This is a genomic window from Riemerella anatipestifer (assembly GCF_009670965.2).
Lineage (GTDB): Bacteria > Bacteroidota > Bacteroidia > Flavobacteriales > Weeksellaceae > Riemerella > Riemerella anatipestifer_B.
In genome coordinates, this window is sequence record NZ_CP073239.1 from 509170 (window position 1) to 533857 (window position 24688).

Below are 24688 nucleotides of genomic sequence, written 5' to 3' on the forward strand. Positions count from 1 at the left end.
TTTAATCTGGTCTAATATTAACATAATCTCTAGGAGCTTGCGTGTAGTTAAGTTTCGGCTGAACCGACTCTCTCACCACTTTTACAAACTCATCTAAAATTTTTTGTTTATAGGTAGGTTTATAATAGATTAAACTAATTTCTCTATAAGGAAAAGGCTTTCTAAATCTTGATATTTTAGCCTTTTGAGTATTCTCTAGCTGGTTAGCCGCAAGTTCAGGCAACAGCGTAATTCCTCCCACTCTATCCACAATTTGAAGTAAAGAACTGATACTCGTCGCTTTAAAATCAAGATTATTAGGTTTCAATCTATTCTCTTTAAGATTACATATATTCTCAAATTGAGTCGTCAGGCAATTTCCCTCTTCCAAAAGCCATATTTTATCCGCTTTTATATCTTGAGGAAGTACAAATTTACTCTCATTTTCCCCACCATACTCAGAAGAATACAGCATCAATTCTTCATTAAACAAAACATCTTTAAAAAACTCATCAGCATCGTGGTGAGGTGTCACAATGATACCTGCATCTATCTCGCCTGATTTCAATGCCTTTATCACACTGTCTGTATTAAGTTCCTTTACTTCCATTTCTATATTGGGATTCTGTGATAGAAAATCAAAAATTTCCACAGGAAGTATAAACGGAGACACCGTAGGGATAATACCCAGCACCACCTTACCCGCCAAAATATTATTGAGACTATTCGCCTTATTTTTCATCTCATTAATTTCATCAATAATCTTATAAGCGTGTTGCAGGATTTCCTTACCTGCATCTGTGGTTCTTATTGGATGTGCGGAGCGGTCAAATATTTTAACATCTAACTCTTCTTCCAATTTCTGTATCATCGCACTAAGGGTAGGTTGAGTGATAAAACACGCTTGAGCTGCTTTGCCAAAATGCTTGTGTTTATCCACAGAAATGAGGTATTCTAATTGCTGAACATTCATTATTTCATAGAATTGTAAATAAGGCTTTCCTAAAATTTTTCTACGCAAATATACTAATGTTTATTCATTTTATACCTAAATTTGTTTAATTTTACGAACCTACAATAGTGTAGTTTTAACCTAAAATAACGATAAAATAACAATATGTCTCATAAAAAACTTACCTCTACTTCTGGAAGTCCTTACTACGAATACGAAGACTCACAAACGGTAGGCTCTAGAGGTCCTGTCCTGCTACAAGATTTTGTTTTACAGGAAAAACTGGCACATTTCGTAAGAGAAAGAATACCAGAAAGGGTCGTACACGCAAAAGGGACAGGAGCTTACGGAACGTTTACCGTAACTAATGATATTACCAAATATACTAAAGCTAAACTCTTCTCTAAAGTAGGCAACACTTGCAAGATATTTGCTCGTTTCTCAACGGTTGGCGGCGAAAAAGGCAGTGCTGATACTGAAAGAGACCCTAGAGGCTTCGCTCTTAAATTTTATACAGAAGACGGAAATTGGGATTTGGTGGGCAACAATACCCCCGTGTTCTTTATCAAAGACGCTAAAAAATTCTCTGATTTCATTCATACACAGAAAAGACACCCAAAAACCAACCTCAAAAGCCACACGATGATGTGGGATTTTTGGTCGCTTAATCCCGAATCTCTTCACCAAGTACTTATACTAATGTCAGATAGAGGTACACCTTACGGCTATCGCCATATGCACGGTTTTGGCTCTCACACCTTTTCTATGATTAACGCTAATAATGAAAGGGTTTGGGTGAAATTCCATTTTAAAACCCAACAAGGCATTAAAAACTTCACCGATGAGGAAGCTGTGAAAATGAAAGGTGAAAATCCAGACTTTGCTCAAGAAGACCTTGTAAATGCAATAGAAAGTGGCAACTTCCCTAAATGGACACTCTACATACAGGTAATGACCGAAGAACAGGCTAATGAGTCTCGTTGGAATCCTTTTGATATAACCAAAGTTTGGCCTCATAGCGAGTTTCCTTTAATAGAAGTGGGAGAAATGGAACTCAACAAAATCCCTGATAATTATTTCGCTGAAGTGGAGCAGTCTATATTTGCTCCTAGCAATATCATTGACGGTATTGGACTTTCTCCCGACAAAATGCTACAAGGACGCATCTTCTCCTATCCAGATGCACATCGTTATAGAGTGGGCGTTAATGCTTATCAGTTGCAGGTTAATCGCTGTCCATTCTCGGTAAATCATTATCATAGAGATGGTGCAATGGCAGATGCTTCAAACTATAAAGATAGTCCAAACTATTATCCAAATAGCTTTGATGATATAAAACCTGACTCTTCCTATAAAGCCCACGAATATCATTTAGATAATAATAAAGTGGCTTTTTTCAACCGAAATGAAAATGATGATGACCATTTTACACAACCTGGATTACTTTATTCCAAAGCGATGGACGACCAAGCTAGAGCCAACCTTGTAAAAAATATTATAAACCATATGCAAAAAATTGATGGTGAAAGAAGAGAGGAAATCATCAATAGACAACTCTGCCATTTCTTCCGTGCTAATTTAGACTTAGGAATGAAAGTGGCTTCTGGACTTGGCATCAGCATCAATTTTAATGATATGCATCAGCAAAAGTAAAACTTTATTTTTTTTCGTATATTAGACACCAAACAAAAATATAGTAATATGAAAAGGAAAGAGTTTTTGCAGAATTTAGGTTTAGGCGTATTATCGGCAGCAGCAGTACCTACTACTTTGTTAGGTCAAAGCACTGTTGTAAACAATAAAGACAACGAAACCATTGATGGATATAATGAAGAAATGCCACCTCTAAACGACGGCAATAGCCTTAATAAAGTATTAGGACTTGGTGGCGTTCCATTAGCAGGAGCTTGGAAACCAACTTCGGAGGAAGACGCACTAAAAACTCTGGAAAAAGCGTGGGAATTAGGCATTCGTTATTATGATACATCTCCTAGATACGGTAACGGAATTAGCGAGAGAAGATTTGGTGTATTTTTAGACGGCAAACCTTCGGATAAATATATTTTATCCAGTAAAGTAGGGAGAATTTTAAAGCCTGGAGTTGCTCCAAAGGAACAAATTAAGCACCTTTGGAAAAACCCAATGAATGCCGTTTTCAATTACGATTACACAGCAAGTGGAGCTAGAAAATCAATAGAGGACAGCTTATTAAGGTTGGGAGTTCAGAAGTTAGATTTTGTTTTTATCCACGATTTAAACCCTGCTAATTTCGGTTCTAAAGAAGAGTATCAAAACTATTTTGAAGAAGCTAAAAAAGGAGCTATCCCCGAACTTGCCAAAATGAAAGAAGAAGGCATCATCAAAGGTTGGGGCTTTGGCATCAATCAGCCTGATGCGGTTCTAGAAGCATTGAATTTTTCGCAACCAGACATTTGTCTAATGGCTACACAATACTCTCTACTAGACCATAAGCAGGCTCTAAATGAAACCTTCCCTACCTTACAAAAAAATAAAGTAAAAATTGTACTTGGTTCTCCACTAAACTGTGGTTATCTTGCAGGAAATGAAACTTGGAACTACTCTCCAAATCCAGCTCCTAAAGAAATTACAGAAAAGAGAAAGCAACTACAAGCCGTAGCTGCTAAGTACGGTGTTGACCTAAGAACGGCTGCTCTACAATTTGCAATGGCACATCCTGCCGTAGTTTCTGTACTCACAGGTTGTAGAAATGCAGAACAGATTTACAAGAATTTTATTTCGTTACACGGAAACGAAATCATCAACAAAGCCTTTTGGGGTGAGTTAAAAGCTTTAGGACTAATTGAAAAAAACGCTCCTACTCCAACTGTTTAAAAACAGAAAATTATGTATCAATATCTTATCATAGAAAAAGAAGAAAAAATTGCTATTATTACTATCAATAGACCAGAGAGCCTTAACGCCCTTAATGCCACTACTATAAAAGAACTAAGCACCACTTTAGATGAGTTAGAATCTGACCAAAATATCAGGGTTATCATTCTCACAGGAAGTGGGTCTAAGTCTTTTGTTGCTGGGGCTGACATTAAAGAGTTTAGCGATTTCAATACACCAAAAGCAGAAGAATTAGCAAGAACAGGGCAAAATACATTATTCAACAAAATTGAACAACTCAAAAAACCTGTCATAGCTGCTGTAAATGGGTTCGCTCTTGGAGGTGGACTAGAACTAGCGATGGCGTGTCATATCCGCTATGCTTCAAATAATGCAAAGTTAGGTTTACCAGAAGTTACCTTAGGGCTTATCCCTGGTTATGGAGGCACTCAAAGACTACCTAAATTGGTAGGAAAAGGAGTTGCTAACGAGATGATATTTTCCGCAAAAATGATTTCGGCAGAAAAAGCTAAAGAAATTGGTTTAGTAAACGAAGTTTTCTCTCGAGAAGAACTTCTGCCTCAAACTAAACTATTAGCAGAGGCTATAGCTAAAAACTCACCACAAGGTATTAGTAAAGCAATAGAAGCCGTTAATGTGTCGGACAGTAACAACGGCTACGAAGTAGAAATAAAAGCCTTTGGAGAGTTATTTGAAATGGAAGATAAAAAGGAAGGTGTTACTGCTTTTCTAGAAAAAAGAAAACCTAACTTTTAGACGAAATCTCCAAAAAAAACATCTTAATGGAACCACATAATAAATTTGACATCGCTTACCTTAAAATGGCACAAGAATGGGCTAAACTTTCCTACTGCAAAAGAAAACAAGTGGGAGCACTTATTGTAAAAGACCGCACCATTATTTCAGATGGCTACAACGGTACACCTTCTGGGCTAGAAAATTGCTGTGAAGATGAACAAGGTCAAACCAAATGGTATGTATTACACGCCGAAGCTAACGCCATACTAAAACTCGCAAGAACCACACAAACTGCAGAAGGAGCTACACTTTACCTTACTCTTTCGCCTTGCAAAGAATGTAGCAAACTCATCTACCAATCAGGAATTAAAAGATTAGTTTATATAGACCATTATTCTGACGAAGAAGGACTTACTTTCCTTAAAAATGCAGGAGTGGAGGTAACTCAAATCACGCAAGATTTGCTAGAAAATTAAATGGATTGGAACGAGCGAATACAAGACTTTGCAAATGCTCTAAAGTTTGAAAAAAACCTTTCAAACAACACCATTGATGCCTATACTAGAGATATTAAAAAACTACAATCTTTCGCTGAAAATCAGCTAAACCATACTTCCGCTTTAGATATTTCTTACGAACAAATACAGGAATATCTTTACCAAATATCTAAAAACTACACCAATGAAAGAAGTCAATCTAGATGGATTTCTTCTATAAAGGCTTTTTTTAAATTTCTACACGAAGACGAACTAAGGACTGATAACCCCGCAAGACTTCTAGAAGTTCCCAAAATAGGCTTATACCTCCCTGATACTCTAAGTTTTGAAGAGATAGAACAACTTGTAAACGTCATAGATAAAACCAATCCTTTAGGTAAAAGAAACCATACCATTATAGAAACACTTTATGGCTGCGGACTAAGGGTTTCCGAATTGGTAGAACTAAAAATTTCCAACCTCAACTTTGAAGAGGAATTTATAATTGTGGACGGAAAAGGTGGCAAAACTCGCCTTGTTCCTTTAGCCCAATATACAGCAGAACTTATCAAGGATTACCTTTTAGAAGTTAGGTCAGAAATAAAAATCAATCCAAAGCATTCTGATATTTTATTTTTGAATAGGCGAGGCTCTAAGCTCACTCGTGTGATGGTATTTATCATCATTAAAGACTTAGCACTACAAGCCAACATCAAAAAAAATATTTCTCCACATACCTTTAGACATTCTTTCGCGACACATCTACTAAAAAATGGTGCTGACCTTAGATACATTCAGGAAATGTTGGGACACTCTAGCATTACAACCACAGAAATTTACACCCATCTAGACAACGAAGACCTCCGAGAAACTATTATGAAGTATCACCCAAGAAACAATACTAATTTTTAAACATATGGCACTAAAATATTGCCCCAAATGCGGGAAAGAAACATTAGTTTTTACCGACCTTAGAAAATTCTCCTGTAACGAATGTTCTTTCGTACTTTATCACAATTGTGCCGCTGCCGTAGCAGTACTCATTACTTACGGAGATGAAATTTTGTTCACTCGCAGAAATCAAAACCCTAAAAAAGGAATGCTAGACCTCCCTGGTGGTTTTTGCGACCCAAAAGAAACTGCAGAAAACACTTGCAAAAGAGAACTTTACGAAGAATTAAAACTAAATATAGACTTAAACAAACTCCGCTATCTATCTAGTCAAGATAACATTTACCACTATAAAGGTATAGATTATAATACTATGGACTTATTTTTTCAATACGAACTCACAGAAAAGCCCAAACTAGAGCTAGAACTAGGCGAAGTAAGTGAAATCATTTGGGTAAACAAAAATGATTTAAACATCGAAAACCTAGCCTTTGACTCCCAAAAAAGATTTTTTCAGAAATCAATACATTTAGTCTAAACACTCTATAGAAATTACATATTATTCTCTTAAACAAGGTTACAATATTTTCCTTAAATTTGTAGAAAATCTTAAATTATGATAAGTACAAAAATAGAACAACTCATTAACGAACAAATTACAAAAGAGCAATACGCCGCACAATATTATCTATCTATGGCTGCATGGTTTCACAACCAAGATTTAGATGGTATCGCTAATTATTTCCGTGTACAAGCAAAAGAAGAATTGATGCACGCAGATAAGATGTTTGACTTCCTTAATGATGTTGGTGGAAGAGTAATTTTAGGACAAGTAGATGCTCCACCTTATGAATTTAAAGATGCTTTAGATATATTTGAAAGAGCTTTGGCTCACGAGAAAGAAGTTACCAAAAGTATATTTAATATCTATAAAACTGCCAATGAAGAAGGAAGTTATGCTACGGCATCTTTTCTACAATGGTTCATCAATGAGCAAGTAGAGGAAGAAGCATCTGCATCTCAGTTGGTTGCTAAGATAAAAATGGTAAAAGACAACAACTCTGCACTCTATCTTTTTGACCAAGAATTAGGTCAGCGTACTTTCCAAGAAGGAGCTGAATAAAATTTTATTAAATTAAAATCTAAACATAAAAATCCTTACAGAATGAGAACTGTGAGGATTTTTTAGATTAACGAAATGAGTTGCTCCCAAACTCAATTTCACATTTATTCTTTAGTTTAATTTATAACAAAACCTTATCTTTGACCTCATATATTAGCAAGCTATGCCAGACTTCTTACATCCAGATAAAGAGAATTATTCAGCCGAAGAGCTTTTATTAGAAGAGCAAATACGCCCTCAATCATTCAAAGATTTTGCGGGGCAAAGGCGTACCTTGGATAATTTAGAAGTTTTTGTAGCAGCTGCCAAAAAACGAGGTTCTGCACTAGACCACACACTTTTGCATGGTCCTCCAGGGTTAGGAAAAACCACTCTAGCCCACATTATTGCTAATGAATTGGGCGTGGGTTTTAAAGTAACCTCTGGTCCCGTTTTAGACAAACCTGGAAGTTTGGCAGGACTCCTTACCAATTTAGAAGAAAACGATGTTCTTTTCATAGACGAAATACACCGTTTATCTCCCGTAGTAGAAGAATACCTTTATTCCGCTATGGAAGATTACAAGATAGATATTATGCTAGAAACAGGACCTAATGCCCGTTCAGTGCAAATCAATCTTAATCCGTTTACTTTAGTTGGAGCCACTACAAGAAGCGGTATGCTTACCAAACCAATGCTAGCAAGATTTGGAATACAATCTAGATTAGAGTACTACACAGTAGAACTTTTAGGTATGATTATAGAAAGAAGTGCTAGAGTGCTTGGCGTTCGCATTTATGAAGATGCCGCACTAGAAATAGCTAGAAGAAGCCGAGGCACTCCTAGAATTGCTAATGCTCTACTTCGCCGTGTGCGAGATTTTGCAGAAATAAAAGGCAATGGCGAGATAGAAATAAAGATAACCAAATTCGCACTAGATTCTCTCAATGTAGATGAGTTTGGGCTTGATGATATGGACAACAAAATTATGAGGGTAATGATAGAAAACTTCAAAGGAAAACCTGTAGGAATTTCTGCCTTAGCGACTTCCATCGGAGAAAATCCAGAGACTTTGGAAGAAGTCTATGAGCCTTTTTTAATTCAAGAAGGATTTATCATCAGAACGCCAAGAGGAAGAGAAGTTACCGATAAGGCTTACCAACACCTTAACATCAATAGAACTAAAAATATGGGAGAGCTTTTCTAACTCTATTTTAATTTAAACACTAAAAAACATAACTATATGAAACTATATCCTATCCAATGCGGAAAATTTAAACTAGACGGCGGTGCTATGTTTGGAGTTGTCCCTAAATCGCTTTGGCAAAAAACCAATCCTGCCGATGAGAAAAACCTCATAGAACTAGGTATGCGTTCACTATTGATAGAGGACGGCAAAAAACTCATCTTAGTAGATTGTGGTTTGGGAGACAAACAAGATGATAAATTCTTCGGGCACTATTCCCTTTGGGGTGATGATTCTTTGGATAAAAACCTTAGAAAATATGGTTTCGTAAGAGAGGATATTACCGATGTTTTTTTAACTCACCTTCATTTTGACCACTGTGGCGGTGCCATAGAGTGGAATGATGACAAGTCTGGCTATCGCCCTGCATTCAAAAATGCTAAATTTTGGTCCAACGAGAATCATTGGGATTGGGCGGTTAATCCTAATCCTAGAGAAAAGGCTTCTTTCTTAAAAGAAAACATTTTGCCTATACAAGAAAGTGGACAGTTAGACTTTTTGCCGCTTCCTAAAACAGGAAACTACGGTTTTGCTCCAGAGTTAAAAATGGACGTTATCTTCGTAGATGGGCATACCGAAAAACAAATGCTCCCTGTCATCAAGTATCAAGATAAAACCATTGTTTTTGCGGCGGACTTAATCCCTACCGTGGGGCATATTCCGTTGGTGTATGTTATGGGGTACGACACTCGCCCTCTTCTAACAATGGAAGAGAAAGAAAAGTTCTTAAAACAATGTGTAGACAATGAATATTTACTATTCTTTGAACACGATGCCTACCACGAACTAGCCTCTCTAAAAATGACCGAAAAAGGTGTAAGACTAGACGAAACCTTTAGCTTCAACGAAGTATTTGGCTACTAATCATTAAACCAATAAATGAAAAAAATAATTGGACTCACAGGCGGTATTGGTTCTGGAAAATCTACGGCAGCCCATTTCATAGAGAAAATGGGCTATCCTGTTTATTATTCAGATGCTAGAGCCAAAGCTATTGTTAATGATAATCTAACATTGAAAAATACGATTATCAATCTCCTCGGTAAAGAAGCCTATACTACCGATGGCATCTACAACAGAAAATGGGTTTCAGAACAGGTGTTTGACAACAAAGACTTATTGGAGAAACTAAACCAAATTATCCACCCAGCAGTAAAGCAAGACTTTGAAATATGGACTAATCAGCAGAATACCGAGTTTGTATTTAAAGAAACGGCTCTTTTGTTTGAGTTAGGGTTGCATCAATCTTGCTATCAATCAGTTTTGGTAACTAGTGAGGACAATCTCCGTATTAAAAGAGTGATGGATAGAGACCAAAAGACCTACCGAGAGGTTGAAAACATCATTAAACAACAAATGCCCGAAAAAGACAAAATAAAGTTAGCCGACTTTATCATTTATAATAATGGGACACTAGAAGAACTAGAGCAAAACACCATCACTGTTATCACACAACTCACCTCCGCTTAACCCTTTAATAAATATGACACCAGAGAAAAATAAATTTACCTTCCAGAGGAGTATTGCCTTTATAGGTGTGGCTTTATTCGTAGGAAAACTTATTGCGTGGCATCTTACCAACTCCGATGCCATCTTCTCTGATGCTATGGAGAGCATTGTAAACATCATTTCTGCTTTTATGGGGCTTTACTCTCTCTACCTTGCGGCAAAACCCAAAGACCACGACCACCCTTATGGGCACGGTAAGATAGAATTTCTAACCGCAGGAGCCGAAGGTATGCTCATCATCTTCGCAGGGACACTGATTATTGTACAGTCTGCCAACTCACTCCTTAATCAAAATACCCTTCAAAAGCTAGATTGGGGAATTGCCATTGTGGCTATTACCGCACTCATCAATTACATTATGGGATATATCTCTTACCAAAAAGGGAAAAGAGAAAATTCTCTAGTGCTGATGAGCTCGGGGAAGCATCTCCAGTCTGATACGCTAACCACCCTAGGCGTTGTATTGAGTTTAATTCTAGTTTATATTACTAAAGTGTATTGGCTAGATGCCGTAGTAGCTTTATTTTTTGGAGGATACATTATTGTCGTGGGGTACAAAATTGTAAGAAAAGCCCTAAGCGGCATTATGGACGAAAAAGACGAAGCCCTACTCTCCGAAATTGTAAAAGTATTGCAAGATTTCCGTCGCAACGAATGGATAGATATACATAATGTAAAGGTGCAACAGTTTGGAGCTCATCTGCATATAGATGCCCATATTACACTCCCCTACTACTACACCCTAAGAGAAGCTCACCAAGAAATGGAAAAAGCCATAAAACTACTCTTAGCACACACGGAACGGACGGTAGAGTTTAGCTTCCATATGGACGATTGCAAGCCTTTCTCCTGCGAAATTTGCCAGTTAGATTGTCCATTTCGTTCGGCTCCTTTTCAAAAACAAATCCATTGGGATATACACACCACTACACAAGTAGAGAAGCATCAACTAAGCCAAAAGTAAAATTTTGTACTTTTGTGAGGTGAATGAAACTTTAGAACTTCAGCTAAAAACTTTACCAAAAGAACCTGGCGTTTACCGTTATTATGACGAAGCGGGGCAACTGCTCTATGTAGGGAAAGCCAAAAACCTTAAAAATAGGGTGTTATCTTACTTCAATAAAAGTCAAGTAGGTTATAAGACCAAAATTATGGTTAAAAAAATCCACCGCTTGGAAATTACCATAGTTCCTAGTGAATACGACGCCCTCCTTTTAGAAAACAACCTCATCAAGGAACATCAGCCTTTCTACAATATTATGATGAAAGACGACAAAAGTTTCCCTTGGTTGTGCATCAAAAATGAACCTTTCCCTAGACTATTTCTTACCAGAAAACGCATTAAAGATGGCTCCGAATATTATGGTCCTTACGCTAAAGTAAAACCTGCCAAGGTACTTTTAGAAACCATTAAAAATCTCTATAAAATCAGGACTTGTACGCTTAATCTTTCTGAAGATAGAATAGAGAAAGCCAATTATAAAGTCTGTCTAGAATACCACATTAAGAACTGCGAAGGTCCTTGTGAAGGTTTGGAAAGCGAGGAAGATTACGAAAAGAAAATCAATGCTGTAAGAGGAATTATAAAAGGAGATTTCCGTTTGGCAAAAGCCTACTTAGAAGAGGAGATGCTAAAACACGCCTCCAATCTAGAGTTTGAAAAAGCTCAAATGGTAAAGGAAAAGTTGGCGTTTTTGGAAGATTATCAGGTTAAACATACCGTGGTTAATCCTAGTATAGACGATGTAGATGTCTTTGGTATGGTAAGCGATGAAACGGCAGCTTACATCAATTATTTTAAAATCAGAAATGGAAATATCGTTCAAAGTTATACTTCCGAATTCAGAAAAAAACTAGAAGAAAGCGACGAAGAAATACTAGAAGAAGCTGTAGTTGCAATTAGAGATAAATTTCTGTCTGAATCTAAGGAAATATTACTACCATTCCATTTAGGCACCGAAATTCCTCAAGTGAAACTCATCGTTCCAAAAGTGGGCGACAAAAAGAGAATTGTAGAACTCTCCGAAAAAAATGCGAGAGAATATCGTCTAGAAAAACTAAAGCAAATCCAAATTGTAGACCCTGACCGCCATACCAATCGTATTATGTCAGAAATGAAAACACTTCTTAGGCTTCCAGAGGAGCCAAGACACATTGAGGGGTTTGACAATTCTAATATCCAAGGGACTAACCCAGTATCTGCCTGTGTTGTCTTTAAAGACGGCAAACCAAGCAAGAAGGATTATCGTATTTTCCATATCAAAACCGTAGAAGGTCCTAACGACTTCGCTTCTATGGAAGAAGTGATTTACCGAAGATATAAAAGATATTTGGATGAGGGTGAGTCTCTACCTCAACTGATTTTGATAGACGGCGGTAAGGGGCAGCTAAGCTCTGCCGTTAAAAGTTTAAAAAAGTTAGATTTATATGGTAAAATCTCCATCATAGGTATTGCCAAAAGGTTGGAAGAGCTATTTTTCCCTAACGACCCTATTCCTTTATATTTAGACAAAACTTCGGAAACACTTAAAGTCTTACAAAGAGTGAGAGACGAAGCCCACCGTTTCGGAGTAAAGCACCACCGCACTAGAAGGACCAACAGCACCATAAAATCAGAATTAGAAGAAATCCCAGGCGTTGGAGCTAAATCCATAGAGCTATTGCTAAGTAAACTAAAATCGGTAAAGCGTATTAAAGAAGCCTCACAGGAAACTTTAGAGGAAATTTTGGGCAAGTCTAAAGGCAGTATAGTATGGCAGTATTTTAATGGATAATGGAACTAAAATTCATATATTTGTCCGTTAGCGGTAATCTAAACGCAGAATCAAGAATCTAAGGTAATTTTTAAGATAATTTATATGATAAAAAATTCAGAAACAGAAAATAATATTCCAAATCCATTATCAGCTTCTAAAAAGAATTCTTGGTTACAGACAACAATTTCCATAATTATTGGAGTTGTATTTACAATTGGTACAACTTGGTACACAATATATATCAATAAAGAAGAAGCTGAAAGATCTGAATTAGAAAGATATAATAAAGTAAAAGAAAATTTAGTTTCAATAATTGAAGAACATATAGTAAATAAAGATTCTATTGATTTCATAAGTCTAAATAGAATAATTAATAATAGGATAAAAGAAGAAAACTTATATAAAAAGCCTGAAATTATAGATTTATTATCTCTTGCAGAATATAATATTCAAAATAGTAGACATTTAAGTTTTGATAAAAAAATAGAATATTCAAGAATTTTGTCAAAACAATTCAGAAATATAAAAATTGACACTACATTACTTTTAGACAAAGTAAGATTTCCTGAAGAGATTAAAAACTTAAATGAAAATTTAAATAATATTAATTCCTCAAATGGAAAAGAAACACTCATTAAATTAATAAATAAATATGAAAATGAAATAACAGATTTACAAGAAAAGAAAATTAAAAAAGAAAGCCTTGCCGATTACTTTTTTAAATCTCCTACTCGAATCATTATAATATTTGCTGTCTATGCAGGAATTATGTTGTTTTACTTATATTACGTAAGATTACGTAGAAGAAAGAGACTTTTATATGAACACAGATATGAAATATACGAACTTGAAGCACAAAAAATAAGAGAAGAAATTGATTATCTTATTTCTAAAGCTAATGATGAAAAGACAAGTGACAAAGAGAGATTTCAATTGAATGAGAGAATTGACTATTTATTTGATAAATTGAAAAAAACAGATATAGACTACCGCTAACAGCAGTTTGCAAAAATGGCGGGTTTTGGGCTTAATTTAAAGTTGGTTTTGTACTTGCAAAGTCAGTGTTTAACCGAAAGTTTAGGCTTCCTTAATCCGCCACTTCTGCAAGCCGCCGAGCCATTAGCCGACATTTTAAAAGTTCTTATATATGAAAAAAAGTATCTTATTGTTGTTTAGTTTTATAATCACTTTTTTAAATGCACAGAATAAAACTAAAATTGAAATTCCTGAAACTTATGAATTATCAAATATAGTTTTAGCATTGACTAAATACGGAATTTCAGACGAATGGGAAGTTCAAAAAAGAACGGATTATTACAATAAAGTTTTGGATTATTTTCAAACAGTAAAAAATCATCCACTTTTAGATAGTGTTAATTATTCAAGAGAAAAATGGGAGGATTTTTTGAGTTTTAGAACCGATGCCGTTGCATTTTCTTTTGATGAAAAAGGAAATCTAAAAAGAGATTATGAATTTTATGCCAATGAAGGACACAAACCATTTGACCAAAACTTAGACTTGGTAAATGATTTTGTAAAAAAATCAAATTTCAGAGAATTCTATGCACAAAATAAACCTTTCTATGATAGAATTGTGAGAAATTATGAAGAGTATAATTATATTAATGAGTCTATAAAATTTTTAGACAAAATTTTTGATAAAAAAGATGTAAACTCTTCTGATTCAGAATATCTAGTAATTCTTTCTCCCTTGGTTTATAGGATGAATTGTCATAGAAAACTGTCTGAAAATATTACAGCAGATTTTCCATCTGCAACAGAAGATTTTGTTAATGGAGTTGAAAAAAATACAAATATTGAAGAACGGCTACATTCAAATCATTTAATTTTTACAGAAAAAGACCACGAATATGTTAATCCATTAACAAATATATATTTAAATATTGTAAACTCAAGTTTTGATACACAATTTTGGGATAAAAACTCGGGATATGAGGATCATAATTCTTTTAATGAGTATTTGACATGGGCGATTTATGATTTATTTGTTGCAGAAAATTTTCCAAAATATTCAAAGAGAGTTTCTATGCAATGGAAATATCAAAATATGACTCGTGGATTTATTGCTCAGAATATTTTTTCAGATAAGCTATTGGAGTTGTATAATAAAAGTAAATCAAAGAAAATTGAAGATATAATTAAGCCTCTTCTAAAATGGACTAAAGAAGTTGGAAAAACTATTACACTTCCAACTTTTCTAAATACAGATAAGAAAAACTTTGTAAAAACCAATCTTAATAACATTACTATTGAATTTTCAGAACCAATGAAGATGAAAAGCAGTATTGGTGCAGAAATTAGAGAGTACAAAGATGGAAAAGAGACTGGAAATAAAGAGTTCATAAATATTGAAAATCTTAAATGGCTAAACAATGGAAAAAAAATGAATTTCAAAATTGATACAAAATTTAAAGAATTTATATTGGTTTTTAATTGGTGGGGAATTGATAATCCTCTGGTTTCCCAAAAAGGGATTTTTTTAGAGCCTTTAAGTTATATAATGCTGAAGAAATAAAAAAACGTCGGCTAACATCGTATTTGCAAAAGGCGAGGAGAGGTGTTGAATTGAAAAGCATCTGCGGATAAATATTTCTGCTTTTCAAGCAACTTTTTTTAATAATTTAGTTTTATTTCATTAAAAAGTCAAAGCTATTGAAAACATTTCTATATTTTCTATTTTTTGCATTTTACTCTTTTTTAAATGCTCAAGACATAATAGCCTCTGAGAAGGAAGTGTTGGTTCAAATTTATCAGCAAACTGATGGCAAAAACTGGAATAGAACTTGGGATTTGTCTGCCAACCCTTCAGAATGGTTTGGTGTCAATACAAATAACGGAAGTGTTACAGAACTACGACTGAACGGAAATTTGCTTCACGGAAAGCTCCCTTCTCTTACAGGATTAAAAAACCTCAAAGTTTTAGACCTAAGTAGTAACCATTTATCTGGAGATGTATCTTCTATAAATAATTTGAATCAATTAGAACTACTAGATTTATCAAATAATAATTTTGAAGGAGATATTTCAAATCAGTTTACAAATTTAACTCAACTCCATACACTAATTTTAGGTGGTAATAGACTGTCTTTGTCCACACCTGATACTTTTTTAAACTCACTTTTTAATTTAAAAGCATTAGATTTATCTAACTTTAATTTACAGGAAATTCCCTCTAAAATTTCATCTTTAAACTTTATTCAAGAGCTTAATCTATCTAGTAATCCCATTAAGAGCGGGTTTTCTCATTTATCAAAACTAAAATCATTAAAAAAACTAGATTTATCTTCTACTCAAATGGAAGCTATTCCTGCAGAAGTCAACTCATTAACACAGTTAATCTCACTCAATTTAAGCAAAAACAATTTAAAAGAAAGTGGCATTAACGGTATTGAAAACATTAATCTATTAGAATGGCTTTCATTAGACCAAAACTATTTAAATAACATTCCGCCTATTTTAGGAAAACTAGAAAATCTAATACATCTCAACTTATCGAGTAATCACATAAAAGAGGGTATTTCTTTTATTAGCTCTCTTTCCTCTTTACAATATCTAAATCTTTCACACAATCAAATTGAAGGTAATGTTCCTAGCGAACTATTACAACTAGATAAACTTATGTTTTTATCTCTAAACGGAAATCAACTTACAGGAGAGTTGCCTAATCCATTGCCTCCTATTACGGATATTAGTAATAATAGATTTACATCAGCCCATATAAAAAATTACTTAACGCACTCCTCTCAAATAGTAGATTTTACATACTCTCCACAAAGGTATGACGAACCAGTAGTTATAAAAACTAAAATTGGAGCTTCTGTTAACTTAACTCAATCACTAGAATCTAGCCAAGGGTATTCTTTCCAATGGTTAAAAAACCTAGACACTGAAACCAATGTTAGCTCTGAAAACCTAAGACTAAATAATATTACAGATAAAGATTTCACACTATTTACTTGTGAAGCGTATCTATCCGACAAAGATATTGATATCTCTCTGTTTAGAGAACCCATCAGTATTAAAGATGGAGAACTTGGCATTGAAGAAGTTTCTAAATCTAAAATTTCTATCCACCCTAATCCTACATCAGACTTCATTAACATACACACCACCGAAACAGATATAGACTATACCGACATCTATGATTCTTCGGGAAAAAAGCTTAAAACCTCTCACCTTAAGTCTATAGACCTCTCTTATTTACCGTCAGGGGTTTACTTTATTAGTATCAAAACTAAAAATAAAGAAATTCATTTATTTAAAATTCTTAAGAAGTAGAAAACCCCACCTTTGTCTTATAAATCCAATAACCTAAAAGCATTCCAAAGGTATTTAGCAAAATATCATCTATATCAAACACACCTAGCCGTGTGAAATACTGCATACTTTCAACGAGAGTAATGGCAACGATAAAATCTAGCGAGAGTATCCTTAGGTTTTGATATTTAGGATCGCACCACCCTAAAAATCCAAACGGAATAAACATAATGATATTCCCTAAAATGTTAATAGCTACATTTTGCCACAGTACCGATTTCTGCACAAATTCTAATGTAGAGACCAATGGCGTTAGGCGTACTATATTATAATCGTAAGGCGTTCGCCCAAATCCTACAAACATAAAGTATAGAAGCAACAAAGTGTATGGTAGTATTAAAATTTGATACAGCTTTTTTAACATAGGTTACAAAAATATTCAATTTTAAAACACTAAATTTGTTTCTCCAAAAATAATAGAATGAAATATATTGTTCTAGCCCTTATATCAGGACTTTTATTCAGTGTTTCTTGGCCCACTTACGGTGTGCCGTTTTTTATATTTTTCGCCTTTGTGCCACTACTTATGGTAGAACACGATATTTCTAAATTCAGTAATATCAAAAGAAAAGGTTGGGCAGTTTTTGGCAGTTCTTACCTTGCCTTTTTAGTATGGAATAGCATTACCACAGGTTGGCTATATGAAGCCAGAAATCCCGATGGCTCTCACGCCGTTTTCGCTGTATTATTTCCAGTGTTAGTTAATTCACTTCTGATGAGTTTGGTGTTCCAATGTTATCACTGGTACAAAAATGCTAAAAGCACCTATTGGGGATTGGCTTTTTTTATTGTGATATGGATGGCTTTTGAGAAATTCCACCTTGAATGGGAATTTTCTTGGCCTTGGCTTCATCTAGGCAATGCCTTTGCCGACTATCCTAAACTCATACAATGGTACGATACATTAGGAGCTACTGGTGGCAGTTTTTGGATTTTAATCATCAATGTTCTCGCATTTTATACTCTAAGAATTTGGGAAGCAGGAAGGGTACGAAAAGATTTAATAAAAAACATTAGTATCGTTTCTGCTGTTATTGTTGTGCCTATGCTTATCTCTTTGGCTAAATATTACAACTTTAATGAAAAACCTATTGGGAAAGTTATAGCTATGATGCTACAACCAGACCTCAACCCTTATACCGAGAAATACCAAAAAGACAGTCTTCAAATAGTAGATGAACTGCTCCATCTCGCTAAAGAGCATCAGACCTCTAATATAGATTTCTATCTTGCTCCAGAGACTGCGTTCCCAGGATACGGAGGACTGTCAGAAAAAGGATTGAAGCAAAGCACCCTCATTAAAAAGGTAGAAGATTATCTTAGCCATCAGCCTAAATCGGTTTTTGTAGGTGGCGTTTCTACTTATAATGTGTTCTATAACGAGAATGAAGCTCCCAAAACAGCAAGCTATTATCCGTCCCAAGGGATTTGGGTAGAGAACTATAACTCTGCTATACAGATTGCTCCTTCTCTGCCCTATCAGCTTTACCATAAAGCCAAGCTCGTCCCAGGTGTAGAGATATTCCCTTATATTTCTGTATTAAAACCTTTATTGGGAGAGGCTATGCTTAATTTTGGAGGCACAATTTCGTCATTAGGAATGGATAAAGAACGAGCGGTGTTTACCAATCCTTATAATAAAGGTAAAATAGCACCAATTATCTGCTACGAAAGCATTTATGGTGAGTTTGTTACCGATTATGTAAAAAAAGGAGCTAACTTTTTAGGGATTCTTACCAACGACTCTTGGTGGGGCGTTACGCAAGGACATCGCCAGTTACTCGCTTATGCAAAACTAAGAGCCATAGAAACTAGACGAGAGGTGGCTCGTTCGGCAAATAGTGGTATATCTGCCCATATAGACGCTAGAGGAGAAATTGTAGCCGATACTTTCTACGGAGACCAAACCGCTTTGGTTGCCGATATTAACTTATACGACGGTACTACTTTCTACACTAGAACGGGAGATTTATTATCTAGAATTTCCATTTTTGTTTTAGGATTTTTGGTATGTTACCTTGTGATAGAAAAATTGATGAGTAAAACACCTCAACGCCAAAAATAGTTTTAATTCCATTAAATCAAAAAATATTATGAGTTTTCAATCGGTAAAACAATTCTTTGAAACCTATCTTGGCAATCCTGCCCAACATTTTGAAGCCTTACCTGCCAGTGGTTCTGCTCGGGTAAACTATGTAGGCATAAGCCATACGGGAGAAAAATACATCATCACTTACAACGAAAACTTAAGAGAAAATGAAGCATTCTTTTATTTTTCTTCTCTATTTTCTGATTTAAAACTGAACACACCCCAGCTTCTCAAAATCTCCGAAGATAGGACGACTTATATCCAAACCCACTTAGGCGACCATACTTTGTCAGAAATCATAAGTAAAGAAGGATTAAGCTACAGAGTGAAATTTTTGGTAAAAGAAACCTTAACGGCTCTGTACCATTTTCAGCAAAGCACTCTCAACCAAATAGACTACTCCAAAACTTTTGAATACGAAGCCTATGACGATTTGCCCATCACCCACGATTTATATTATTTCAAGAACTTTTTGGTAGATACTTTAGAACTTCATTACCATAAATCTACCCTCCTTAAAGAGTTTAAAGAAATTGTAAAGCGTATAGAACGCATAGAACCTCGTGGACTGATGATAAGGGATTTTCAATCTAGAAACATTATGGTAAACGCATCGGATAAGGTGTTTTTCATAGATTACCAGTCCGCAATGGAAGGACCTCTAATTTATGATGTTATTTCGATGCTTTACCAAGCAAAAGCCAACTTCCCTGAAGATTTTAGACAAGAAATGCTATATTTTTATTTCAATCTGTATCCTGAAAAAGAAACTCAAACCCAACTTAAAAATGGTGTAGAACTAATAAAACTCATTAGATTTATGCAAGTTTTGGGTGCTTATGGCTTTAGAGGACTGATACAAAGAAAGGCTCATTTTATAGAAAGTCTTCATCAAGGCATAGACAACCTCTACCAATTCTCCGAACAATGGGACGAAATGCCAAACTTTCCAGAACTAAAACAGGTGATTAAACAACTGAAAACCGCAGATTTTCAACTTTAAATTTTGGGGTAAAGTTCCGGCAACTTAGTCTTCCTCTTTGTGTTCCAAATAGCGATAATGATTGTCTAGCAATCTTATTTCGTGATATTCAAAATCATCTGGGAGGACTTTTTTCCATTCGGAGAGAGTGCCTTGTGGTGCTTGTTTAAAGGTTTCTTCAAAGGTTTTTATTTTTTCAGCACTTATCAATCTGGACAAGTCTAATAGCCCTTGCTCTGCAAATTTCGCCAAATGTCCGTAAACTGTAGATATTACCAAACCTCTCTCCTTGGCAATTTCGCCAATGGTTTTACCGTCTTCAAATAGTTGATAGGTCAGTACATGGGTAGGCACTTTTTTAATCTCTGTAGTAATGCTCTTCTCATTAGTTTCGTCAAAAAGAGGCGTATCTATTAAGAATACCGATTTTAAATCATTAAGATAATCTTCTAAATCGTCTAGCAATAGTTTGATTTCAGCGTTGTAAGTTTTAAGCCCTTTAACACCTTTGGTTTCAGCATAAAAATCTTTAAATGGAGTGAAAAAATGCTCCAAAGTTTGAGTAAAAAAATAATTAACCGCCCCTTTGGCTTTAGCTTCTATTTCGTCCCACTGCTCATCGCCTTTTATAAACTTTTGCGTTTTTTGCTTTAATACTCGTTCTAGTTTCTCAAATATCTTTACCCAATTCTCTATTTGAGGTTTTACTGATAGATAAATTTTCTTCGCTTTATTCTTATCTAAATCCCTAGTAATCAAAGCCTGATTATACCACTCCTCCAAAGCCTTGGTAAACCAGTTACAATCAATCCGCCTAAGTACCTTGCCTACACTATAATCGTGCTTTTCTGATTTTATAATTTCGCTGATGCGGTCGTTAGCATTGGTTTCTTTTTGAAACTCGGCAACCCTTTGGTCATTAAAAATAACCGCTTTGGATATTTGAGATTTAAGAACAATGCCTTCCAAAGTACGACACCTAGACAACGCCACATACACCTGCCCCGATGCAAAGGACTGCCCCGCATCTACAATCAACCTATCAAAAGTAAGCCCTTGACTCTTATGTATGGTAACCGCCCAAGCCAAACGAATAGGATATTGTTTAAAACTGCCCAACACTTCCTCCCTAATGTTTTTGTCTTTATCTAAGAAGTAGCGTTTTTGTTCCCAAAGCTCGTGTTTTATGGTAAACTCTTCGTCTTCGCCGTCTATAATCACTCTGATTTCGTCTTGGTCTAATGCTGTAACCTCCGCCAATTTACCATTAAAATAACGCTTCTCTGGACTAGCATCATTCCTAATAAACATCACTTGAGCCCCTACTTTCAGTTCTAGAATTTCCTCATTGGGATATTGATGTTCATTAAAATCATCTCGTACTTCCGCTCTATAAAAATAAGACCGCCCACCCAAAGCCTCCAATCGCTCTTTATTGATGCTGTCCGCCATACGATTGTGAGAAGTTAAATAAACATAAGTCTCATCTTTAGGGTCAAAATCGCTGATGTATCTTGAGTTGAGTTTTTCATAATTATCCTCGCTAAGATTGCCCTCTCTTATTTCATTGAGAATATTAAGGAAAGTTTCGTCCTGCTGACGGTAAACTTTAGTCAGCTCCACCGTTACTAAATCTATCCCACGAAGGGCGTGGGCACTAAAGAAAAACGGTGAGGTATAATACTTTTGCAAGCTGTGTTCATCTCTTACCACTGGTGGCAACTGGTACAAATCTCCAATAAAAAGCATCTGAACTCCACCAAACGGCAACCCATTTCTACGAATATGCCTAAGGGAAAAGTCCATCATATCCAAAACATCAGCTCTTAGCATTGAAACCTCATCTATAATAATGATTTCAACCTCTCTAAGTAGCTTTAGTTTGGAACTTCGGTATTTAAAGTGTTTTACAAGGTCTGGTATATTGTTTCCTAGATGACTGTCTATCCTTTCGGTAGTAGGAAAAAAAGGTCTCAACGGAAGCCCAAACATCGAGTGAATGGTAACACCACCTGCATTGATAGCCGCTATCCCCGTAGGAGCAACCACAATATGGCTTTTCTTGGTGTTTTTTACAAAATGATTGAGGAAGGTGGTCTTACCAGTCCCTGCCTTGCCTGTAAGGAATATATTTCTGTTGGTATGCTCTATGAGTTGAAAGACCTCGCTATTCATTCCCCAAAAGTACAAATTTTATAAGATTCTATTTATAAACCATATTCACTAATCTCCTTTTATTAGGTCTAGCAAAAGTACAGATACATTTATCTCCCTTCTTTTGTCTTGAAACAAAAGAAGCAAAAATTCAAGGTTGTGGTGGCTATGCCTAAAAAACACTCACAAAGGCTAAAAGTTTTAAAACTCGCCCTTCCTCGTTACCCAACGCCTGCTCAAACAGTAAAACTTTTTTAACGCCTTTGCTCCTATTTTTTTTAACGGCTACCCACCAAAGACCGTTTAAAGCAATGCTAAATTATTACCTCTCCACTCTCCGACCTAAGGGAACGAAGGTATTAGGTTTATTTCAAAGCAAAAAGCCAATTCCTAAAACTTATGCCTATAAAAATTATTTTTATGCTTATAAAAAAAAATCCGATGCCTATAAGTTTTAGATTTTATAGGCATCAGATTTTTGAAGAGTGCTTCGTGGCAGGAATGCCAACCACCAACCGCCGTACGGTTAATCCTTGAGGCAGCGGACGCTAAAGCCGTTTGCACGGCCGTAGCTGTAGCCCACGGTACTATTACCGCTATAGAACCACAGGTCCCACGAGGTGCTGCTATTGCTCTGATCGCTGCTCCACAGATTACCTATGTTGCTCTGATTGCTTAACATGGCATTGATGGTACCGCGGTAACCACTAACAGGAAGGCGGAGACCAGTTTCATTCCACATCTTATTAGAATTTGTAGATGAAGTACCTGCATCGTAACCTAAAATCGCATTATGCAAAGCCATCTGCTCGGTGTGAGTAGGAACGTGATAACCTACAGGACATGGATTATTGGATTGCCCTGACTGCCATAAATTCTTATTTGTAGAGGCATCATTTAAAGTATTATTTACCCACGGGTAAGGTAAACTATTGTTATAAATAAACTTATTAGTCCCTGCATTGGTCCAAGAATCAGATAAAGTAGTACCATATTTTGGTTCACCACTTGTGGTATTGTACCAATTGATGAGTTCGTGTCCATCAGGATTACGTTGCCATTGGAAGAGCGAACCATACGCACGCCAGTCTTTTTTAATCTGGTCGGCAGTAGGCGTATCTAGAACTACCGCAGTATTGGTATTCAAATAATCCAAGGCCCCTGCTTGATAAGTTAGGTCAAACCACGGTGAACCTACTTTAGCATAATCTGCACCTAGGTTATTGTTGAGCCAAGTTTTACCATCGGGTCCCGTGATTGGAAGATAGACAAAATTATGTTCTTTTTCACTTGCTCCATAACCCACACACTCCAATGTGGTCTTATCAAAGCAACGGTCAGGAATGCCTGTAATCGTTTTCACTTTGAGCGTAGTAGTACTGCTCCCATTCAGACTAATGGTATAAGCATTAGCATTGCTAATGGCATTATGATGTGTACCATCTTCTGGAGCTAAAGCAGGGTAATAAATAGCCCCACTTACATTCTTTAGTTTAGCTTGTATAGTACCTGTATCCCCCGTAAAACTACCTGCTGGGTAAGACAACTTAAAATCTTGCATATAGCCAATCCCATTTTTTAGAGCTAAGGTTTGTTCGTAAGCCGTATAATCTCCATTATTGGGCTGTGCATTGCTGTAAGGTATTTCTACTATTACTTCCTCATCATTGGCTATACCTCCTTCCAAAATCTTATTTCCCTGTACTAAATAGTTTTTACCGTTGTGTTTAAAGACCACTAGCTTAATATCTTGTACCGCTCCTAGAATGGCAGTAGCCGTAGCGGACGGATTGCTAATGGGGCTACCTGCATTGGCATTAGTACAAGTCCACTCGTGTACTCCATTGATAAGACCTCTGTACATTTCTATACAATTTTTGTCCTTATTGTAAATTAGAGTTCCCTTTTTAGCATTAGACGAAAAAGTAAGTCGTTCTTCCGTTGTAAATTCAGGGAACAGCACCCCTTGGGCATACCCATTAGGTAGAGTATTCAATTCTTTTCTAGAAATTTCTAAAGTAGCTTGGGGCGTAGTGGTATTGATGCCCACTCTGCTTCTGTAATCTTCTTGAGCGTTCAGCACCAAAGGCAGAAACACCGCACATAATAAAGTCTTGTTCATAAAATGTTATAGTTTATAGTTGTTAAATTGTTAAGATTGGATATTGGATTTAAGGAACTGAAGTTGTTCAAAGTTCTATGTTTATGGGTTAAGGAATATGTACGCCTATTCAACCTTAAACTTTGAACTTTAAACCTTGAACCCTTGCCTCTTGAACTAAATGAAAAAACGCCTTCCCTCTCTAAACACACACTAAAATTGAGAGGAAAGGCTGAAACAGAAAGAAAGCGAAAACTCTCTCCCTGAACACTAAAAGCACCTAACAAGAACGACCATGTTTTAAGACAAAACAACGGTGCTTTTAACATGTATTTATGAAAGCTAAATTTAGAATAGAATAAACGCCAAAAGCCCCCAACAAAAGTTGGCAGAATAATATTTTGGTTTAACGATAAAAGTCTAAGGAATTTACTAAATAGTCGGACGCATATACACGAAACTATCTGTGTGTGTGTGTGTGTGTGTGTGTGTTTACACAAT

The 24688-nt window shown here is 35.8% G+C and carries 21 protein-coding genes; 17 read left to right on the forward strand and 4 right to left on the reverse strand.

Going from position 1 to position 24688, the window contains the following annotated elements; all coding sequences use genetic code 11:
- Position 1: 1 nt before the first annotated feature.
- Positions 2–952, reverse strand: a complete 951-nt coding sequence (locus D1J36_RS02385) for a hydrogen peroxide-inducible genes activator (protein ID WP_154138248.1) — start codon at positions 950–952, stop codon at positions 2–4.
- A 144-nt stretch (positions 953–1096) separates the two neighbouring features.
- Between D1J36_RS02385 and D1J36_RS02390 the strand changes: the two genes are divergently transcribed.
- The 15 genes from D1J36_RS02390 (at position 1097) to D1J36_RS02460 (ending at position 16822) form a co-directional block, all read left to right on the forward strand.
- The gene (locus tag D1J36_RS02390) at positions 1097–2584 is read left to right on the forward strand and encodes a catalase (protein ID WP_154138214.1); all 1488 of its coding nucleotides are present in this window, start codon (positions 1097–1099) and stop codon (positions 2582–2584) included.
- 48 nt (positions 2585–2632) lie between these two features.
- Positions 2633–3784 carry an aldo/keto reductase gene (locus D1J36_RS02395; RefSeq protein WP_154138215.1) on the forward strand — a complete coding sequence of 384 codons (1152 nt, stop codon included), beginning with the start codon at positions 2633–2635 and terminating at the stop codon, positions 3782–3784.
- A gap of 12 nt (positions 3785–3796) precedes the next feature.
- Positions 3797–4561: an enoyl-CoA hydratase/isomerase family protein gene (locus D1J36_RS02400; protein WP_154138216.1), complete on the forward strand. Its 765-nt coding sequence runs from the start codon at positions 3797–3799 to the stop codon at positions 4559–4561.
- Positions 4562–4587: 26 nt separating this feature from the next.
- A complete protein-coding gene (locus D1J36_RS02405; protein ID WP_154138217.1) occupies positions 4588–5019 on the forward strand; it encodes a deoxycytidylate deaminase in 432 nt (143 codons plus the stop codon).
- Positions 5020–5931 (forward strand): site-specific tyrosine recombinase XerD, encoded by a 912-nt coding sequence (gene xerD / locus D1J36_RS02410; RefSeq protein ID WP_154138218.1) that lies wholly within the window; start codon positions 5020–5022, stop codon positions 5929–5931. It begins immediately after the preceding gene.
- 4 nt (positions 5932–5935) lie between these two features.
- Positions 5936–6448 carry an NUDIX hydrolase gene (locus tag D1J36_RS02415; RefSeq protein WP_154138219.1) on the forward strand — a complete coding sequence of 171 codons (513 nt, stop codon included), beginning with the start codon at positions 5936–5938 and terminating at the stop codon, positions 6446–6448.
- Between the two features lie 78 nt (positions 6449–6526).
- Positions 6527–7033, forward strand: coding sequence for a ferritin (locus D1J36_RS02420; protein ID WP_079207465.1), 507 nt, complete (start codon positions 6527–6529; stop codon positions 7031–7033).
- Positions 7034–7196: 163 nt separating this feature from the next.
- On the forward strand, positions 7197–8219 hold the full coding sequence (ruvB, locus tag D1J36_RS02425) for a Holliday junction branch migration DNA helicase RuvB (RefSeq protein WP_154138220.1): 1023 nt from the start codon (positions 7197–7199) through the stop codon (positions 8217–8219).
- 36 nt (positions 8220–8255) lie between these two features.
- On the forward strand, positions 8256–9122 hold the full coding sequence (locus tag D1J36_RS02430; RefSeq protein ID WP_154138221.1) for an MBL fold metallo-hydrolase: 867 nt from the start codon (positions 8256–8258) through the stop codon (positions 9120–9122).
- A gap of 15 nt (positions 9123–9137) precedes the next feature.
- Positions 9138–9728, forward strand: a complete 591-nt coding sequence (gene coaE, locus D1J36_RS02435) for a dephospho-CoA kinase (protein ID WP_154138222.1) — start codon at positions 9138–9140, stop codon at positions 9726–9728.
- 13 nt (positions 9729–9741) lie between these two features.
- The gene (locus tag D1J36_RS02440) at positions 9742–10731 is read left to right on the forward strand and encodes a cation diffusion facilitator family transporter (RefSeq protein WP_154138223.1); all 990 of its coding nucleotides are present in this window, start codon (positions 9742–9744) and stop codon (positions 10729–10731) included.
- A 19-nt stretch (positions 10732–10750) separates the two neighbouring features.
- Entirely contained in the window at positions 10751–12541 is a 1791-nt protein-coding gene (gene uvrC / locus D1J36_RS02445) for an excinuclease ABC subunit UvrC (protein ID WP_252339415.1), read from the forward strand.
- A gap of 84 nt (positions 12542–12625) precedes the next feature.
- A complete protein-coding gene (locus D1J36_RS02450) occupies positions 12626–13519 on the forward strand; it encodes a hypothetical protein (RefSeq protein WP_154138225.1) in 894 nt (297 codons plus the stop codon).
- A 151-nt stretch (positions 13520–13670) separates the two neighbouring features.
- The gene (locus D1J36_RS02455) at positions 13671–15059 is read left to right on the forward strand and encodes a DUF4932 domain-containing protein (protein ID WP_154138226.1); all 1389 of its coding nucleotides are present in this window, start codon (positions 13671–13673) and stop codon (positions 15057–15059) included.
- A 137-nt stretch (positions 15060–15196) separates the two neighbouring features.
- Positions 15197–16822: a leucine-rich repeat domain-containing protein gene (locus D1J36_RS02460; RefSeq protein WP_154138227.1), complete on the forward strand. Its 1626-nt coding sequence runs from the start codon at positions 15197–15199 to the stop codon at positions 16820–16822.
- On the opposite strand, the gene D1J36_RS02465 is transcribed toward D1J36_RS02460, so the two are convergent.
- Positions 16812–17225, reverse strand: coding sequence for a VanZ family protein (locus D1J36_RS02465; protein ID WP_154138228.1), 414 nt, complete (start codon positions 17223–17225; stop codon positions 16812–16814). The genes D1J36_RS02460 and D1J36_RS02465 overlap by 11 nt on opposite strands.
- 57 nt (positions 17226–17282) lie before the next feature.
- Here D1J36_RS02465 and lnt point away from each other — a divergent pair, with 57 nt between their 5' ends.
- Positions 17283–18926 (forward strand): apolipoprotein N-acyltransferase, encoded by a 1644-nt coding sequence (gene lnt, locus D1J36_RS02470; protein ID WP_154138229.1) that lies wholly within the window; start codon positions 17283–17285, stop codon positions 18924–18926.
- A gap of 28 nt (positions 18927–18954) precedes the next feature.
- Positions 18955–19953 (forward strand): aminoglycoside phosphotransferase family protein, encoded by a 999-nt coding sequence (locus D1J36_RS02475; RefSeq protein WP_154138230.1) that lies wholly within the window; start codon positions 18955–18957, stop codon positions 19951–19953.
- A gap of 24 nt (positions 19954–19977) precedes the next feature.
- Here the strand turns inward: D1J36_RS02475 and D1J36_RS02480 are convergent, their stop codons facing one another.
- Both D1J36_RS02480 and D1J36_RS02485 read right to left on the reverse strand, forming a co-directional pair.
- Positions 19978–22107, reverse strand: a complete 2130-nt coding sequence (locus D1J36_RS02480; protein ID WP_154138231.1) for a helix-turn-helix domain-containing protein — start codon at positions 22105–22107, stop codon at positions 19978–19980.
- A 505-nt stretch (positions 22108–22612) separates the two neighbouring features.
- Positions 22613–24208 carry an FISUMP domain-containing protein gene (locus tag D1J36_RS02485; protein ID WP_154138232.1) on the reverse strand — a complete coding sequence of 532 codons (1596 nt, stop codon included), beginning with the start codon at positions 24206–24208 and terminating at the stop codon, positions 22613–22615.
- Positions 24209–24688: the final 480 nt, after the last annotated feature.

Bases quoted from the DNA above. Each gene is read 5' to 3' on its own strand.
- D1J36_RS02385 (WP_154138248.1), bottom strand. From the start codon at position 952: ATGAATGTTCAGCAATTAGAATACCTCATTTCTGTGGATAAACACAAG.
- D1J36_RS02390 (WP_154138214.1), top strand. From the start codon at position 1,097: ATGTCTCATAAAAAACTTACCTCTACTTCTGGAAGTCCTTACTACGAA.
- D1J36_RS02395 (WP_154138215.1), top strand. From the start codon at position 2,633: ATGAAAAGGAAAGAGTTTTTGCAGAATTTAGGTTTAGGCGTATTATCG.
- D1J36_RS02400 (WP_154138216.1), top strand. From the start codon at position 3,797: ATGTATCAATATCTTATCATAGAAAAAGAAGAAAAAATTGCTATTATT.
- D1J36_RS02405 (WP_154138217.1), top strand. From the start codon at position 4,588: ATGGAACCACATAATAAATTTGACATCGCTTACCTTAAAATGGCACAA.
- xerD (WP_154138218.1), top strand. From the start codon at position 5,020: ATGGATTGGAACGAGCGAATACAAGACTTTGCAAATGCTCTAAAGTTT.
- D1J36_RS02415 (WP_154138219.1), top strand. From the start codon at position 5,936: ATGGCACTAAAATATTGCCCCAAATGCGGGAAAGAAACATTAGTTTTT.
- D1J36_RS02420 (WP_079207465.1), top strand. From the start codon at position 6,527: ATGATAAGTACAAAAATAGAACAACTCATTAACGAACAAATTACAAAA.
- ruvB (WP_154138220.1), top strand. From the start codon at position 7,197: ATGCCAGACTTCTTACATCCAGATAAAGAGAATTATTCAGCCGAAGAG.
- D1J36_RS02430 (WP_154138221.1), top strand. From the start codon at position 8,256: ATGAAACTATATCCTATCCAATGCGGAAAATTTAAACTAGACGGCGGT.
- coaE (WP_154138222.1), top strand. From the start codon at position 9,138: ATGAAAAAAATAATTGGACTCACAGGCGGTATTGGTTCTGGAAAATCT.
- D1J36_RS02440 (WP_154138223.1), top strand. From the start codon at position 9,742: ATGACACCAGAGAAAAATAAATTTACCTTCCAGAGGAGTATTGCCTTT.
- D1J36_RS02450 (WP_154138225.1), top strand. From the start codon at position 12,626: ATGATAAAAAATTCAGAAACAGAAAATAATATTCCAAATCCATTATCA.
- D1J36_RS02455 (WP_154138226.1), top strand. From the start codon at position 13,671: ATGAAAAAAAGTATCTTATTGTTGTTTAGTTTTATAATCACTTTTTTA.
- D1J36_RS02465 (WP_154138228.1), bottom strand. From the start codon at position 17,225: ATGTTAAAAAAGCTGTATCAAATTTTAATACTACCATACACTTTGTTG.
- lnt (WP_154138229.1), top strand. From the start codon at position 17,283: ATGAAATATATTGTTCTAGCCCTTATATCAGGACTTTTATTCAGTGTT.
- D1J36_RS02475 (WP_154138230.1), top strand. From the start codon at position 18,955: ATGAGTTTTCAATCGGTAAAACAATTCTTTGAAACCTATCTTGGCAAT.
- D1J36_RS02480 (WP_154138231.1), bottom strand. From the start codon at position 22,107: ATGAATAGCGAGGTCTTTCAACTCATAGAGCATACCAACAGAAATATA.
- D1J36_RS02485 (WP_154138232.1), bottom strand. From the start codon at position 24,208: ATGAACAAGACTTTATTATGTGCGGTGTTTCTGCCTTTGGTGCTGAAC.